Origin of the sequence: Sphingomonas sp. (genome assembly GCF_023266535.1) — a bacterium.
In the GTDB taxonomy this organism is placed as follows: domain Bacteria; phylum Pseudomonadota; class Alphaproteobacteria; order Sphingomonadales; family Sphingomonadaceae; genus Sphingomicrobium.
Map to the genome: position 1 here is coordinate 1 of NZ_JAHFPY010000034.1, position 13,081 is coordinate 13,081.

19 protein-coding genes are annotated in these 13,081 nt (G+C 63.6%); 6 read left to right on the forward strand and 13 right to left on the reverse strand.

Annotated features, from left to right (window positions below; genetic code table 11):
- From Q0C64_RS06870 to Q0C64_RS06890, 5 genes are all read right to left on the reverse strand, one after another.
- On the reverse strand, window positions 1-767 hold a 767-nt coding region (locus tag Q0C64_RS06870), incomplete at its 3' end, for an FAD-binding oxidoreductase (RefSeq protein WP_294121881.1).
- Window positions 767-1,522 (reverse strand): 1,2-phenylacetyl-CoA epoxidase subunit PaaC, encoded by a 756-nt coding sequence (paaC, locus tag Q0C64_RS06875; RefSeq protein WP_294121883.1) that lies wholly within the window; start codon window positions 1,520-1,522, stop codon window positions 767-769. The genes Q0C64_RS06870 and paaC, both read right to left, overlap by 1 nt.
- Window positions 1,522-1,809, reverse strand: coding sequence for a 1,2-phenylacetyl-CoA epoxidase subunit PaaB (paaB, locus tag Q0C64_RS06880; RefSeq protein ID WP_294121885.1), 288 nt, complete (start codon window positions 1,807-1,809; stop codon window positions 1,522-1,524). Before paaB ends, paaC begins: the two co-directional genes overlap by 1 nt.
- 24 nt (window positions 1,810-1,833) lie before the next feature.
- Entirely contained in the window at window positions 1,834-2,817 is a 984-nt protein-coding gene (gene paaA, locus Q0C64_RS06885) for a 1,2-phenylacetyl-CoA epoxidase subunit PaaA (protein WP_294121887.1), read from the reverse strand.
- Window positions 2,818-2,853: 36 nt separating this feature from the next.
- Window positions 2,854-3,300 (reverse strand): DUF4402 domain-containing protein, encoded by a 447-nt coding sequence (locus tag Q0C64_RS06890; RefSeq protein WP_294121890.1) that lies wholly within the window; start codon window positions 3,298-3,300, stop codon window positions 2,854-2,856.
- 163 nt (window positions 3,301-3,463) lie between these two features.
- Between Q0C64_RS06890 and paaG the strand changes: the two genes are divergently transcribed.
- From paaG to Q0C64_RS06905, 3 genes are read left to right on the forward strand one after another with little or no spacing between them, the layout of a single operon-like run.
- Window positions 3,464-4,243, forward strand: a complete 780-nt coding sequence (gene paaG / locus Q0C64_RS06895) for a 2-(1,2-epoxy-1,2-dihydrophenyl)acetyl-CoA isomerase PaaG (protein WP_294121892.1) — start codon at window positions 3,464-3,466, stop codon at window positions 4,241-4,243.
- Window positions 4,240-4,860, forward strand: a complete 621-nt coding sequence (locus Q0C64_RS06900) for a sulfotransferase family 2 domain-containing protein (RefSeq protein ID WP_294121894.1) — start codon at window positions 4,240-4,242, stop codon at window positions 4,858-4,860. The genes paaG and Q0C64_RS06900 overlap by 4 nt, the downstream gene beginning before the upstream one ends.
- Before the next feature lie 8 nt (window positions 4,861-4,868).
- Window positions 4,869-5,483: an aspartyl/asparaginyl beta-hydroxylase domain-containing protein gene (locus tag Q0C64_RS06905; protein ID WP_294121896.1), complete on the forward strand. Its 615-nt coding sequence runs from the start codon at window positions 4,869-4,871 to the stop codon at window positions 5,481-5,483.
- On the opposite strand, the gene Q0C64_RS06910 is transcribed toward Q0C64_RS06905, so the two are convergent.
- Complete coding sequence (locus Q0C64_RS06910; RefSeq protein ID WP_294121898.1) at window positions 5,484-6,440, reverse strand: pyridoxal-phosphate dependent enzyme; 957 nt, start codon at window positions 6,438-6,440, stop codon at window positions 5,484-5,486.
- 44 nt (window positions 6,441-6,484) lie between these two features.
- Between Q0C64_RS06910 and paaZ the strand changes: the two genes are divergently transcribed.
- The gene (paaZ, locus tag Q0C64_RS06915; protein ID WP_294121900.1) at window positions 6,485-8,506 is read left to right on the forward strand and encodes a phenylacetic acid degradation bifunctional protein PaaZ; all 2,022 of its coding nucleotides are present in this window, start codon (window positions 6,485-6,487) and stop codon (window positions 8,504-8,506) included.
- Between the two features lie 56 nt (window positions 8,507-8,562).
- Window positions 8,563-8,997, forward strand: coding sequence for a CBS domain-containing protein (locus Q0C64_RS06920; RefSeq protein WP_294121903.1), 435 nt, complete (start codon window positions 8,563-8,565; stop codon window positions 8,995-8,997).
- A 44-nt stretch (window positions 8,998-9,041) separates the two neighbouring features.
- Here Q0C64_RS06920 and Q0C64_RS06925 read toward each other — a convergent pair whose 3' ends face one another.
- Genes Q0C64_RS06925 through Q0C64_RS06945 form a run of 5 tightly spaced genes read right to left on the reverse strand, consistent with a single transcriptional unit; the run spans window position 9,042 to window position 11,407 of the window.
- A complete protein-coding gene (locus tag Q0C64_RS06925) occupies window positions 9,042-9,593 on the reverse strand; it encodes a F0F1 ATP synthase subunit B (protein WP_294121905.1) in 552 nt (183 codons plus the stop codon).
- On the reverse strand, window positions 9,586-10,080 hold the full coding sequence (locus Q0C64_RS06930) for an ATPase (RefSeq protein ID WP_294121908.1): 495 nt from the start codon (window positions 10,078-10,080) through the stop codon (window positions 9,586-9,588). The genes Q0C64_RS06925 and Q0C64_RS06930 overlap by 8 nt, the downstream gene beginning before the upstream one ends.
- Window positions 10,081-10,140: 60 nt before the next feature.
- The gene (locus tag Q0C64_RS06935; RefSeq protein WP_294004995.1) at window positions 10,141-10,368 is read right to left on the reverse strand and encodes a F0F1 ATP synthase subunit C; all 228 of its coding nucleotides are present in this window, start codon (window positions 10,366-10,368) and stop codon (window positions 10,141-10,143) included.
- Between the two features lie 25 nt (window positions 10,369-10,393).
- The gene (locus tag Q0C64_RS06940) at window positions 10,394-11,173 is read right to left on the reverse strand and encodes a F0F1 ATP synthase subunit A (RefSeq protein WP_294121963.1); all 780 of its coding nucleotides are present in this window, start codon (window positions 11,171-11,173) and stop codon (window positions 10,394-10,396) included.
- A 3-nt stretch (window positions 11,174-11,176) separates the two neighbouring features.
- On the reverse strand, window positions 11,177-11,407 hold the full coding sequence (locus tag Q0C64_RS06945) for an AtpZ/AtpI family protein (RefSeq protein ID WP_294121966.1): 231 nt from the start codon (window positions 11,405-11,407) through the stop codon (window positions 11,177-11,179).
- A 298-nt stretch (window positions 11,408-11,705) separates the two neighbouring features.
- Between Q0C64_RS06945 and Q0C64_RS06950 the strand changes: the two genes are divergently transcribed.
- On the forward strand, window positions 11,706-12,503 hold the full coding sequence (locus Q0C64_RS06950) for a DUF4163 domain-containing protein (RefSeq protein WP_294121968.1): 798 nt from the start codon (window positions 11,706-11,708) through the stop codon (window positions 12,501-12,503).
- Here Q0C64_RS06950 and Q0C64_RS06955 read toward each other — a convergent pair.
- Both Q0C64_RS06955 and Q0C64_RS06960 read right to left on the reverse strand, forming a co-directional pair.
- Window positions 12,491-12,865, reverse strand: coding sequence for a YdbL family protein (locus Q0C64_RS06955; RefSeq protein ID WP_294121969.1), 375 nt, complete (start codon window positions 12,863-12,865; stop codon window positions 12,491-12,493). The two genes, Q0C64_RS06950 and Q0C64_RS06955, sit on opposite strands and share 13 nt — an antisense overlap.
- The gene (locus Q0C64_RS06960) at window positions 12,862-13,077 is read right to left on the reverse strand and encodes a YnbE family lipoprotein (RefSeq protein ID WP_294121971.1); all 216 of its coding nucleotides are present in this window, start codon (window positions 13,075-13,077) and stop codon (window positions 12,862-12,864) included. Before Q0C64_RS06960 ends, Q0C64_RS06955 begins: the two co-directional genes overlap by 4 nt.
- Between the last annotated feature and the right edge of the window lie 4 nt (window positions 13,078-13,081).

A 13,081-nucleotide genomic window follows, 5' to 3' on the forward strand; every position in this document is an offset into this window, starting at 1 on the left:
GCCAGCGCCGCCGAGGGACGCCCGGCAAGGAAGCGCTCGATGTGGATGCGATCCCTGGCGACGCCGCGATCGGTCAGCGCCGCTTCGGCGGCGTCCATCATCGGGCCGGGGCCACAGACGAACCAGGCGTCGACCGCGCCGGCATCATTGACCAGGTGGTCAAGCGCCTCGTCGCAGGTTTCGCGATCGAGCATGCCGTTGAACAGCTCGACATCGCCTTCCTCGTCGCTGAGGAAATGATAGAGCTCGAACCGGCCGATGTAGCGGTCTTTCAGCGCCGCCAATGCCTCGAGGAAGATGACCGAGTTGGAATCGCGATTGCCGTAGAACAGGGTGAAGCGACTGCCCGGCTCGGTGCCAAGTGCAGTCTTGATCAGCGACATTACAGGCGTGATCCCCGAGCCGCCGACGAAGGCGACATAATGGCTGGCATTTGCCGGATTGAACTCGACCGTGAACGACCCGTGCGGGCACATCACGTCGAGCGTGTCGCCGGCCTTCAGATTGTCGCCGACCCAGTTGGAAAAGACCCCGCCGACGATCCGCTTGACCGTGACCTTGAGCTGGCCCTCGTCGGGCGCGACGCACAGCGAATAGTTGCGCCGTACCTCTTCACCGCCGATCTCGGCGCGGACCGAGAGATGCTGGCCGGCCTTGAAGCGGAAGACGTTCTTGAGCTCGTCCGGCACATCGAAGCGGATGGAGTTGGCTTCGTCAGTTTCGGGCACAATCTCCGCGACCCGAAGCGAATAGAAATGCTCGGCCATTACCAGGTCGCGTTTGGGTAAGTTCGCGGGAGGAACTGCATCACGGCCAGCAAATGGCCGAGGTGCTCGCTATGATGGCCGCGCCTCCCGCCAAGGATCGGCCGCTGGTCGGCCGGAGCATCCATCCCCGCTTTCGCGAGGACTTCAGCCAATGCGGCGCGATACTCCTCCTCAAACTCGCGCGGATCGGCGGCGATTCCGCGCGCGAGCAGACCGGCCAGCGTCTCGTCGACCTCGAACAGCTCGGGAACGAAGCGCCAACACCAGTCGAGCCCTTCGGCCAAGCGCCGGGCACTCTCCTCGGTTCCGTCGCCGAGCCGGATCACCCAATCCGCCGAAAGTTCGCGATGATAGGCGACTTCTTTGACGCCCTTGGCGGCGATTGCAGCGATCCGCTCATCCTTCGACCCGGCCAGCCGCTGGTATAGCAAATGCTGCCAAGTCGAGAACAGGAATTGCCGGGCGATCGTCTGCGCAAAATCGCCATTGGGCTGCTCGACCAATAGGCAATTCTTCCAGTCGAGCACGTCGCGGTGAAAAGCCAGTCGGTCGGCATCGCCGGCGAGCCCGAGGAAATTGGTGCCCTGCCCGATCAGGTCGAGCGCGATATTGGCGAGGCTAAGGTCGACCTCGAGCGCCGGTGCATGGCCGCACCACTCGCTGAGGCGTTGCCCAAGGATCAACGCATCGTCACCCAGCCGCTGGCAATAATCGGCAGTCGCTTCGTCGATTTCGATGATCGGAGCACTCACCATCAGATGTGCTTCACCACGTCCGGGATGTCGTAGAAGGTCGGGTGGCGATAGATTTTGTCCTCGGCCGGCTCGAACAGCTCGCCTGCCTGCTCGGGATCCGAGGCGATAATGTCAGTCGACTTCACGACCCACAGACTCACCCCTTCGAGCCGCCGCGTGTAGGTGTCGCGGGCGTGACGGAGCGCGAGCTCCGGGTCAGGAGCATGAACGCTGCCAACGTGACGATGGCTAAGACCGCCTTTCGCACGAACAAACACCTCCCATAGCGGCCAGTCGTGACCGGACATTTGCCTCTCCCCTAAAATCTCGACTCAGGCCGCGGCCCGCGCCTGCCGTTTCGTTTCATAGGCTGCGGCAGCGTCGCGCACCCAGGCGCCGTTGTCCCAGGCCTCATTGCGGACCTTCATCCGCTCCTTGGCTACCGGTCCCTCACCGCGCACCACCGCGTAAAATTCCTCCCAATCGACCTCGCCGAAGTCGTAGCCGCCCTTGGCTTCGTTCCATTGGACCGCAGGATCGGGAACCGTGAGGCCGAGAAAATCGGCTTGCGGGACGGTGATATCGACGAATTTCTGGCGGAGCTCGTCATTGGTCTCGCGCTTGATCCGCCAGCGCATCGACCGCTCGGTGTTGGGGCTGTTGTCGTCGGGCGGGCCGAACATCATCAGCGACGGCCACCACCAGCGATTGAGCGCGTCCTGCGCCATCCGCTTCTGCTCAGGCGTGCCATTGGCCAGCGCAATCATGATTTCATAGCCCTGGCGCTGGTGGAAACTCTCTTCCTTGCACACCCGGACCATCGCCCGGGCATAGGGGCCATAGCTGGTCCGTTGGAGCGGCACCTGGTTCATGATCGCCGCGCCGTCGACCAGCCAGCCGATCGCGCCAATGTCGGCCCAGGTCAGCGTCGGATAGTTGAAAATAGTCGAATATTTGGCCTTCCCGGAATTGAGTGCCTCGACCATTTCCTCTCGGCTGGCGCCGAGCGTCTCCGCCGCGCAGTAGAGATAGAGGCCGTGGCCGCCTTCATCCTGAACCTTGGCCAGCAAAATCGCCTTGCGGCGCAGCGATGGAGCCCGGGTGATCCAATTGCCTTCGGGCAGCATGCCGACGATCTCGCTGTGAGCGTGCTGTGAAATCTGCCGGACCAGCGTCTTGCGATAGGCGTCCGGCATCCAGTCCTTGGGCTCGATGAATTCGTCGGCGGCGACGCGCGCCTCGAACGCCGCGACCAGCTCGGGATCTTCGGCGGTCTCGATAGGTTTGACGTTCTTGCTGAGCTCGGTGGTGTACATGGGGCCGATGTAGCGCGTCCTGCCCCGCGCTTCAAACTACTGATAGTCGGCCGTCACCTCGATGATGCCGACGTAGGTGCCATCCGCGGTAGATGGGATGGCGATCGAACCGGCGATGTTGAAATCGGTGCCCGGGACGCCCGAGTTGGTCAACGTAATCGTAGTTGGTGCCGTCGGCGTGAAACGGATCGTGCTGGCGTTGAACGCGTTGACGAGGTTCGACTGGGCTACAGTGATCTGAATCACGCCCTTGTTCGTTCCCTGGACGTTGAAGATGGCGGGACGGGCCGCGCCCGTACACACTGCAGACGCGGGACATGAAATGGCGCCCGCCATGCTCATCGAAACGGTGGTGGTCCCTGTTGCCGCCGGCATGACCGTGCCGAAATCCAGATCCTGCTTCGAGGTGAAGAGCAGGGCTTTGACGACATTGGCATTGGCCTGGATGGTGACTTGCGCCGCCTGCGCCGGGGCAAGCGGCATCGCGCCCAGCAGAGCGAACGCAGCAAACCTCCCGAAAGCGCGCGAAATGGTTGTCACAGGCAGCCCAGAATTGGATCCAACCTGAACCGTTACGGCGTTGTGGTGAAGAAGCCGTTAACCACAACCCCTCCCGATGCGCGGCAGGCAATGCTAGGCAGGCCGCATGGCTTACGAATCCCTCCTCGTTTCGAGCGCCGACGGCATTACCCGGATCACGCTCAACCGCCCCGACCGGCTGAACAGTTTCACCCGGGCCATGCACGCCGAGCTGCACGATGCGCTGGCCAACCTCGGCGATGCACGGGTCGTGGTCCTGACCGGCGCGGGGCGCGGTTTCTGCGCGGGCCAGGACCTCAACGACCGCGCCGTGGCGCCGGGCGAGGCGGTCGACCTGGGCGAAACGGTCGAAGAAAGCTGGAATCCGCTGATCCGCAGCCTTGCATCCTTGCCGCAGCCGGTCATCGCCCGGGTTAATGGTGTGGCAGCCGGCGCAGGCGCCAATATCGCCCTGGCGTGCGATCTGGTGATCGCCGCCCGGTCGGCGAAATTCATCCAGAGCTTCTCTGCCCTGGGGCTGATCCCGGATAGCGGCGGAAGCTGGCATTTGCCGCGGCTGGTCGGACAGGCGCGCGCGCTCGGCCTCGCGCTCACTGGCGAGCCACTTCAAGCCGAGAAAGCAGCCGAATGGGGCTTGATCTGGAAGGCGGTCGATGACGACGTGCTGGACGCGGAGGTCGATGCCGTAGCCACCAAGCTCGCGTCCCTGCCGCCGCTCGGCCTTGCCGCGATCAAGCAAATCATCCGCACCAGCTGGAGCCGCACGCTCGACCAGGAGCTCGACCTGCAGCGCGACGAAATGCGCCGGCTGGGCTTCACCCAAGACTATCGCGAGGGGGTCGCCGCCTTCCTCGAAAAGCGCGAGGCGAAGTTCACCGGCCGATGATAATCTCCGCAGCGCACAAATTCATCTTTGTCGCCATTCCCAAGACCGGGACGCACTCGGTCCGCCGGGCGCTGCGTGAACATATGGGGCCAAGCGACCTCGAACAGGTCGGCCTGTTCGTCCAAAAGCGCTTCCCGATTCCCGCGCTGGCGCAGCTTCAGCACGGCCACCTCAGCCTGCAACAAATTCGGCCCTATTTGCGGCCGGAGGAATGGCAGTCTTTTTTCAAGTTCGCGTTTGTCCGCAACCCGTTCGACCGGTTCATTTCCTATTGCGCGTTCATGACCCGCGAGCAGGGCGACTTCGACCAAGACCCGAAGAATGTGATGCGGCACATGATTGCCAATCCGCCGACTGGGCACTTATTGTTCCAGCCGCAGCACAGCTTCATCACCGGCGAAGACGGGCAGCTGCTGACCGACCAGGTCGGCCGCGTGGAAGCGATGCAGCAATCCTATGACGAGATCGCCAGCCGGATCGGCATCCCCACCGCCCAGCTTGATCGGGTCAACAGCTCCAATCGACGCGACTATCGCGAATATTATGATCCGCCGCTAATCGAAGCTGTTACAAAGCTTTATGCGCGCGACCTTGAGCTATTCGGGTATGAATTCTGATGCATAAGATGACCGCCAATCCCCGCAAGACCGGCTCGATCCGTCACCTGGGCCCGGTACACATCTCCGAGCTCAAAAAAGCCGTGCTCGCATTGCCGGAATCCGTTTGGGACGCGGAGAACGACAGCAAGCCCAACCGGTTCGACGCGCTGGATGCCACCAGGCACATCGTCTTCCGTTTCGTGTCCAACTTCATCGATTGGCGCCAATCCTTTGACCGGCCGCTATGGAATGAATGGCGGCCGTTGCTGGAACCGGTGCTGGCGCAGGCCACCGCCGCCTACGGCTATGCGAACGGGGCCTTTCCCCGCGTCATGCTGGCGAGAATGGCCCCGGGCGGGGTTATCCAGCCGCATCGCGACCAGAGCCCGGCGGCCAAGTGGCCGCACAAGATTCACGTCCCGCTGCAGACCAACGACGACGTGACCTTCGAAATCGACGGGAGCAACTATCACCTGCCTGAGGGCGAGGCGATCGAGCTCAACAACATGGGCCTTCACGCGGTCGCGAACCGGGGCAGCACCGACCGCATCCATCTCATCTTCGAATATTTTGACATCGACCAGCCATTGCCGGACTGGTTCGCCGACCTGCAGGCGCAGATTGCTGCAGCCGGCCGCTGATCAGGCAATCAGTTCCGAGAATTTCGCCAGGTCGATATTGCCGCCCGACACGACGCAGACGATCGGCCCCTCTCCAGCCTGGCCGGTCAGCGCGGCCGCCAGCGCCAGCCCGCCAGCGCCTTCGGCTATCGTCCGCGTCTTCTCCGCAATCAGCCGCATCGCCTCCCTGGTCTGGTCGAGCGTGACGGTAATCGCGCCATCGACGATCGGCTGCATCCGCTCCCACATCCTCGCGGTGACGCTCTGCCCGCCGGCTCCGTCGACGAAGGATGCCTGCCATGCGTCAAATTTGCTCGGCCCACCCTGGGCCAATGAATAGGCGTAGGGCGACGCGGTTTCCGGCTCGGCGCCAATCACCTTTGTATCGGGCCGAAGTGCCTTCACCGCACTGCCGACTCCGGTGATCAGCCCTCCCCCGCCAATCGCCGTGATCAGGGTCCTTACCGTCGGCAACTGCTCGACAATCTCCAGCCCCATCGTACCGTGGCCGGCGATGAAATTATGGCTGTCGAAGGGATGGATGAACGTGCCGTCCAGACCTTCGAACGCATGGGCCTCTGCGGCCTTCCATGCCTGCTCATAGGACACCGGCACGATCGTCGCGCCAAGCGCCCGCATCCGGTCAAGCTTGGTCTGCGGCGCGGTCTCGATCGCCACCACCGAGCAGGAAATTCCGGCCTTGCGCGCGGCATAGGCGACGCCTTGTCCGGCATTGCCGGCGCTGATCGTCCAGACGCCTCGTGCTCGCTCCTCGTCCGAAAGCTTGGCCACCGCATTGCTCGCGCCGCGAATTTTGTAGGCGTTGGTCGGCTGGAGATTCTCAAGCTTGAGCCACAGTTCCGGCATATCCGGACCCAGTTCCAACCTGACCAGTGGCGTCCGCAGCACGGTGTCGGCGACGTTGCCCCGTGCCACTTCGATATCGCTGAGTTCAATCGGCCGCACCGGTGGGATCATGATCGCCTCTGTTTCATGAAGAGTGCTTCTTCTAAGGGAAGCCGATGAAGACTCAACAATTGCTCAATTACGCCTTCGACCAATGGCAACCCGGCGAGGGCAATCTCGCCGAAATCGCCAGTGCGATCGACGGCTCGCCGGTTGCCTTGACCGGTTCCGGGGGACTCGATTTCGGTGGCATGCTGCGTCACGCCCGCGAAGTCGGCGGACCGGCGCTGCGCAAGCTGACCTTCCATGAGCGCGCCCGGATCATCAAAGGCCTCGGCCTGGCGATCATGGCCCGCAAGGAAGAGCTGTACGAGCTCAACTACCAGACCGGCGCGACCCGCAAGGACGGCTGGATCGATATCGAGGGCGGTGCTGGAACCATGTTCAGCTTCTCGTCCAAGGGCCGGCGCGAGCTGCCCGACGCCCACGTCCTGCTCGACGGTGCGGTCGAACCCCTATCGAAGAGCGGCAGCTTCATCGGCCAGCACATCTACACACCGCTTCAAAGCGCGGCGGTGCACATCAACGCGTTCAATTTCCCGGTGTGGGGCATGCTGGAGAAGCTCGCCCCGACCCTGCTCGCCGGTATGCCCGCGATCGTCAAACCGGCTAGCGCCACCGCCTATCTGTGTGAAGCCGCGGTTCGGGTCATGGTCGAGAGCGGGCTCCTTCCGCCCGGGTCGCTTCAGTTGATCGTCGGCGGTGTCGGCGACCTGTTCGATCATCTGACCGGTCAGGACGTGGTCAGCTTCACCGGGTCGGCCTCGACCGCGCTGAAGCTCCGCTCACACCCGGTCGTCAGCCGGGAAAGCGTCAAGTTCGTCGCCGAGCAGGACAGCCTCAACGCCTCGCTGCTTGGACCCGACGCGGCGCCGGGGACGCCCGAATTCGACTTGTTCGTCAAGGAAGTGGTCAACGAGATGACGGTCAAGGCGGGGCAGAAGTGCACCGCTATCCGCCGTGCCATGGCCCCGGCCGGGTATCTCGACGCGGTCGAGGCGGCAATCCGCGACCGCCTTGCAGCGATCAAGGTCGGCGACCCGCGCGACAAGGAGTGCCGGATGGGCGCCTTGGTCTCCTTGGGCCAGCGCGACGACGTCCGCACCCAGATCGGCAGGCTGACCGCCGCCGGCGCCCGCGTCGTCGCCGGCAATCCCGATGCCACTCCTGGAATCGCCGGTGGCGCCTACATGGAACCGATCCTGCTCCGCAGCGACGACCCCTGGGCCAACGCCGCGGTCCACGACGTCGAGGCATTCGGCCCGGTATCGACCGTCATGCCTTACAAGGACATGGCCGACGCCATCGCGCTGGCCAATCGTGGCATGGGCAGCCTCGCCCTGTCCCTGTTCACTTACTCGCCCGACGCCGCCCGCGAGTTCATCCAGGGCGCCGCTGCCTATCACGGCCGGATGCTGGTGCTGAACCGCGACAATGCGGCCGAATCCACCGGCCATGGCTCGCCGCTCCCCGTGCTGGTTCATGGTGGACCGGGCCGCGCCGGCGGCAGCGAGGAGATGGGCGGCATCCGCGGGGTCAAGCACTACATGCAACGGACCGCGATCCAGTCGACGCCGGCCATGATCGCCGCGATCAGCGAGCAATATATTCCGGGCGGGCCCAAGCATGAGATCATGCAGCACCCGTTCCGCAGGCGGATGTCCGAGCTGGCGATCGGCGACACGCTCAAGACCAAGTCGCGGACCGTCACCATCGCGGACATCGAGCATTTCGCGGAGTTCACCGGCGACAAATTCTACGCTCATATGGATGACGAGGCGGCCAAGGCCTCGCCGATCTTCGAAGGCCGGGTGGCGCACGGCTATCTCATCCTGAGCTTTGCTGCCGGCCTGTTCGTCGATCCCGATCCGGGTCCGGTGCTGGCCAATACCGGACTTGAGAATCTCCGCTTCCTGACCCCGCTCTATCCGGGCGATTCGATGCGGGTCGAGCTCACCGTTCGCTCCAAGTCGCTGAAGAGCGAGGACACCGGCGTGGTCCGCTGGGCGGTCGAGATTTTCAACCAGAAGGACGAAATGGTCGCGACTTACGACTTGCTGACCGAAAACGTCCCCTAGGCGCGGGAACGGGCGCTTCCTGCCGTTCGTTTAGCGCGAATCCAGAGGAGGCCCCCATGACCATCAAGATCAGCGAAGTCATGACCACCGAGGTCGAGACGATCAGCGCCAGCCAGACCGCCCGCGAAGCCGCCAGCTTCATGCTGCGTGCCGATGCAGGCTCCATCCCGGTTTGCGACGGCGACAAGGTGGTCGGTATGATCACCGACCGCGACATCGCCGTGCGCGGCGTTGCCGAAGGCCGCGGCCCCGACACGCCGGTCAGCGAGCTGATGAGCGACGGCATCATCTGTGCCCGCGAGGACGACGATATCCATGACGTCGCGCGGCGGATGGGCGAGGAACAGGTTCGCCGCCTGCCGGTACTCGATGCCCAGGACCGGCTATGCGGGATCGTCAGCCTGGGCGACCTGTCCCGTGAAGCCCGAGGTGACGCGGCACAACAAGCGCTCGAGGGCGTAAGCGCCCCCGGCGGTTCACACCAGCAATAATGGCATGACCCAGCACTGTCCGGGGGACAGTGTGGTCAGGACATCTATTTGGTCAGTTGCCCGATCGCCCGATCGACCAGCGTCTGGTCGCTCTTGGCATCGTTACGCTCGGCAATCAGCCTGGCGGCCGCGGCAGTCGCGGCTTTGGCCGCTGCGGCGCGGATTTCATCGATTGCGGCGCGTTCCTCGGCGGCGATCTTGTCTTCCGCCATCTTGGAGCGGCGCTCGACCAGCGCTTCGGCGTCCTTCTTGGCCTTGGCGACGATCCGCTTGGATTCGGCCTTGGCGCGTTCGACCATGGCCGCGGCCTCACTGTCGGCGGCCTTGGCTTTGGCCTCATATTCGGCCTTCAGCGCGTCCGCTTCCTTGCGGAGCTGCTCAGCCTCCGCCAGCTGCTCGCGGATTGCTTCGATCTTCTTGTCGAGGGCCTTGCCGATCGCGGCCGGCACCTTCTTCCAGATAAATAGCGCGAACACCGCCAGCATCGCCGCGGCGACCCAGCCGGTCGGATCGAGATAAAGGGCGGTCGGTTCGGCGTGGTGGACCGCTTCGCCGCCTTCCGCGGCCGCGGCTGCCGCAAGCATCAACTTAAGCATTGGCCATGACCGCCTTCACCGCGCTGGCGGCGTTATCCTTGGTAACTTCGATGCCCGCGACCTTTTTGGTGATATCCCGGGCAAGGTCGGCACCGGCAGCTTCGATTTCCTTGATCGCAGTCGAGCGGGCTTTGGCGATCCGGGCTTCGGCCTCGGCCAGCTTGGACCCGCCCGCTGCGTCCGCCTCCGCCAGCTTCTTCTCGGTGGCCCTGGCGCTGTCGTCCTTGGCTTTTCCGGTTAGCTTGCCGGCCTCGGCGCGGCTCGCGTCCATACGGGCGCGATAGGCAGCCTCGGTCTCGTCGGCTGCCGTCCGGGCCGCTTCCGCTGCCGCCAGATCTTCCTCGATCTTCCTGGCGCGCAGGTCGACGGTCGACTGGATCTTGGGCAGCATGCCCTTGCCGATCCCGAAGTAGATCACGCCCAGCACCAGCAGCAGCCAGAAGAACTGGCTGTTGGCGACAATGGCGAGCTGGTTCAATTGAGGCATCGAAGGTCCCTCTGGCCGTGGCCGGTCACCGAGACCGGCCGCGGCTAGCTGTCGCTGGTCTTAGACGGCGTAGAGGATGATCATCGCCACGGCGAAGGCGATGAGGCCCAGAAGTTCCGCGGCGGCGAAGCCGATGAACAGGCGGCCCTGCTGGCCGTCGGCGGCCGCCGGGTTGCGCAGCGCGCCCTGGAGGAACGAGCCGAAAACATTGCCGACGCCGGCAGCGGCGGCACCAACACCGATGGCGGCCAGACCGGCGCCGATCACCTTGGCAGAAGCGAGATCCATGTGACTACTCCTTAAGAAAAGACGTTTAGTGAAGATGTTCCGCGTCGTTGATGTACAGCGACGTGAGAAGCGCGAAGACATAGGCCTGGATGGCGCAGACGAGCAGTTCGAGTGCGCTGACGCCGGCGATAAACAGGAACGACAGTGCGGAAATGCCAAGCGACATCGGCGTTCCGGCCTGGATGCCCTGGATGATGAAGTAAGCGAACACCTTGACCAGGATGTGACCCGCGATCATCGCCACGAACAGCCGCAGCGCGAGGCTGAACGGCCGGACCAGGAACGACAGCAACTCAACCAGGAAGATGAATGGAATCATCGGCTTGGGCGTGCCGTGGGGCACGAACAGGCTGAAGAAGTGGAAGCCATGCTTCCAGAAGCCGACGATCAGCACGATCGAGAAGCTGATGATCGCCATCACGCCGGTCACCGTGAACTGGCTCGTGACGGTGAACGGGTGGACGCCCGGGATAATCCCGAACGGCATCATGCCCATCAAATTGGCGAACAGGATGAAGATGAAGATGGTGAAGACCCAGGGGACGTACTTCTTCCCCTCGGGCCCGACATTGGTGTCGAGCATGTCGGTGACGAAATTGGTGACGCCTTCAACCGCGACTTGCCAGCGGCCCGGGACGAGCTGGCGCTTCAGTCCGCCCATCATGAACAGCCAGACCGAACCCAGCACGATCAGCATCCACAAGGCGCTGTTCGTGAACAGGAAGGGACTGCCCGCCGTTGCCTGACCGAACAAAGTGTCGATCTGGAACTGGTGCATTGGGTCGATCTTGATCTCGGCCGCCACTTGTTACTTCCCCGTGTCCGGACCCTGGTCCGGGCGATTGTTAGCTACCCTGAGCACGCTTCTGACGGCGAGGCCGAACCCGAGGAACAGCATCGCCAGCATGACCCATGGCGTGGTTCCGGCCCACCGGTCGATCAGCCAGCCAATCAGGCCAGCGCCGAACGGCAGTCCGATCAGGTCGGACAGGATCCGCATGCCGGCCGACTTGATGACGCGCTGCGATTCCGCGGACATGCGCCTTCTGTCGTCAGCCGCTCCCTGCGCCTTGATGCGGTCGAGCCGTTCGTCAAGCGACGACAGTCGTGCATCCTTCGGGGAGTGCGGTTCCTCTCCAGGCCCGTTCGCAACCATGTGCCTCATCTCCAAATATGCGCGGCCTTGCTTTGAAAGAATGGCCGAATCGCGTCAGGCAAGGAACATGGCGGCCGACAAGCCCGCCAAGGCGCGGCCCCTTTATGAAGGGGCATGGCATTAGTCAACCGCAGCGCACCAACGCTTGGCCGCGCCACGGCCTCATGGCAAAGTCGCTGGCATGAAAGCCGCCATCCCGCTCGCCATCCTCCTCGCCGCTTGCGGCAAGCCGGCCTCGCCCGACAACGCCAAGGGCGAGGCGACAGCCATATTGATAGCCCCGCCAGGCGCCAAAATGGCAGCGCCCAAGCCATTTGTATTCGACGAGAAGAATGACCTCCTCGAATTTCATTTTGCATGGTCGGCGGAAGCGGCAGCCGTGCCCCCGCTGGTTGCCCGCTTCAAGACCGAAATGGATAAGAACAAGGCCGAATTGCTGGCCAATGCAAAGGAGGACAAGGCCTATCGCGACAAGGAGGGCTATCCTTTCAACAGCTACAGCTCGTCCATTGATTACAAGACCTCGGGGCAAACGCCGCGGCTGCTCAGCCTGAGCGTCGATCTGGCTGCCTACACGGGAGGCGCGCACGGCAATTACGGCACCAAGGGCCTTCTGTGGGACCGCCTGGCAGCAAAGGAAATCGCGCTTGCGGACTTGTTCGCCGCGCCGGCCAATATGGACCGGCTGCTGACCCAGCCATGGTGCGACGCGCTCAACAAGGCCCGCGAGGAGAAACGCGGCGAGCCCGCCGGCGCAGGGGGAATGTTCGACGATTGCCCCAAACTCGCCGACATTTCGATCATTCCCACCGATACGGACGGCAATGGCAGGTTCGATCGGCTCCAACTGGTCGCTGACCCCTATGTCGCCGGACCGTATGCCGAGGGAGATTATGAAATTGAGTTGCCGGTCACGCCGGAGCTGACCGCCGCGATCCGATCCGATTATCGGGAAAGCTTCGAGGCTCAGCCGCAGTAGGCCGGGACGGGAGACCGGCCCGGCGCGTTGCGCTGCCAGCCATTCTGGGCCGTGAAATAATAGTCCCCGGGGCCAAGCCGTCCCAGCAGGCTGCAGGCGGCGGTGATGCCGACTTCCTCGGGCGAGACGCCTTTCCGAGCGGCCAGCCCGGAATAAAGCGAACGGCGGCGGATGTTGACCGCGTCAACCTGCCTCCTGAGCGTCACCGATGGCGTGATGACGTAACCGACATAGCCGTCGTAGCGTTCGCCGATCTGGCCGGCCCGCTTGGCGGCAATAATCTTCTCGGGATCCTGCGCCGGCGCGGATGCCGGCATGGCCAGGCTTGCCACGGCAGCAACAAGCAGGAGAAGCCGCTTCATTGTTTCGGCGGCTGCGGTTGGGGGAAGGCCTCTGGGTTCTGCTGGATCAGCTGTTCGACGTCCTTTTGCAGCCGGACAAGCACTTCCTGGCGGATTGTCACGTTGAGATTGATCTCGATCGGCTTTTCGGGCGTCGACAGGGAGATGCAGCCGCCGAGCGGCAGCACCAGCGCCGTCGCGAAGGTGGCGGGCAAGAGTCTTGGTCGTTTCATGTCC

Excerpts from the sequence above, each read along its gene's own strand:
- paaC (WP_294121883.1), bottom strand. The coding sequence starts at position 1,522 with ATGGTGAGTGCTCCGATCATCGAAATCGACGAAGCGACTGCCGATTAT.
- paaB (WP_294121885.1), bottom strand. The coding sequence starts at position 1,809 with ATGTCCGGTCACGACTGGCCGCTATGGGAGGTGTTTGTTCGTGCGAAA.
- paaA (WP_294121887.1), bottom strand. The coding sequence starts at position 2,817 with ATGTACACCACCGAGCTCAGCAAGAACGTCAAACCTATCGAGACCGCC.
- Q0C64_RS06890 (WP_294121890.1), bottom strand. The coding sequence starts at position 3,300 with ATGCCGCTTGCCCCGGCGCAGGCGGCGCAAGTCACCATCCAGGCCAAT.
- paaG (WP_294121892.1), top strand. The coding sequence starts at position 3,464 with ATGGCTTACGAATCCCTCCTCGTTTCGAGCGCCGACGGCATTACCCGG.
- Q0C64_RS06900 (WP_294121894.1), top strand. The coding sequence starts at position 4,240 with ATGATAATCTCCGCAGCGCACAAATTCATCTTTGTCGCCATTCCCAAG.
- Q0C64_RS06905 (WP_294121896.1), top strand. The coding sequence starts at position 4,869 with ATGACCGCCAATCCCCGCAAGACCGGCTCGATCCGTCACCTGGGCCCG.
- Q0C64_RS06910 (WP_294121898.1), bottom strand. The coding sequence starts at position 6,440 with ATGATCCCACCGGTGCGGCCGATTGAACTCAGCGATATCGAAGTGGCA.
- paaZ (WP_294121900.1), top strand. The coding sequence starts at position 6,485 with ATGAAGACTCAACAATTGCTCAATTACGCCTTCGACCAATGGCAACCC.
- Q0C64_RS06920 (WP_294121903.1), top strand. The coding sequence starts at position 8,563 with ATGACCATCAAGATCAGCGAAGTCATGACCACCGAGGTCGAGACGATC.
- Q0C64_RS06925 (WP_294121905.1), bottom strand. The coding sequence starts at position 9,593 with ATGCTTAAGTTGATGCTTGCGGCAGCCGCGGCCGCGGAAGGCGGCGAA.
- Q0C64_RS06930 (WP_294121908.1), bottom strand. The coding sequence starts at position 10,080 with ATGCCTCAATTGAACCAGCTCGCCATTGTCGCCAACAGCCAGTTCTTC.
- Q0C64_RS06935 (WP_294004995.1), bottom strand. The coding sequence starts at position 10,368 with ATGGATCTCGCTTCTGCCAAGGTGATCGGCGCCGGTCTGGCCGCCATC.
- Q0C64_RS06945 (WP_294121966.1), bottom strand. The coding sequence starts at position 11,407 with ATGTCCGCGGAATCGCAGCGCGTCATCAAGTCGGCCGGCATGCGGATC.
- Q0C64_RS06950 (WP_294121968.1), top strand. The coding sequence starts at position 11,706 with ATGAAAGCCGCCATCCCGCTCGCCATCCTCCTCGCCGCTTGCGGCAAG.
- Q0C64_RS06955 (WP_294121969.1), bottom strand. The coding sequence starts at position 12,865 with ATGAAGCGGCTTCTCCTGCTTGTTGCTGCCGTGGCAAGCCTGGCCATG.
- Q0C64_RS06960 (WP_294121971.1), bottom strand. The coding sequence starts at position 13,077 with ATGAAACGACCAAGACTCTTGCCCGCCACCTTCGCGACGGCGCTGGTG.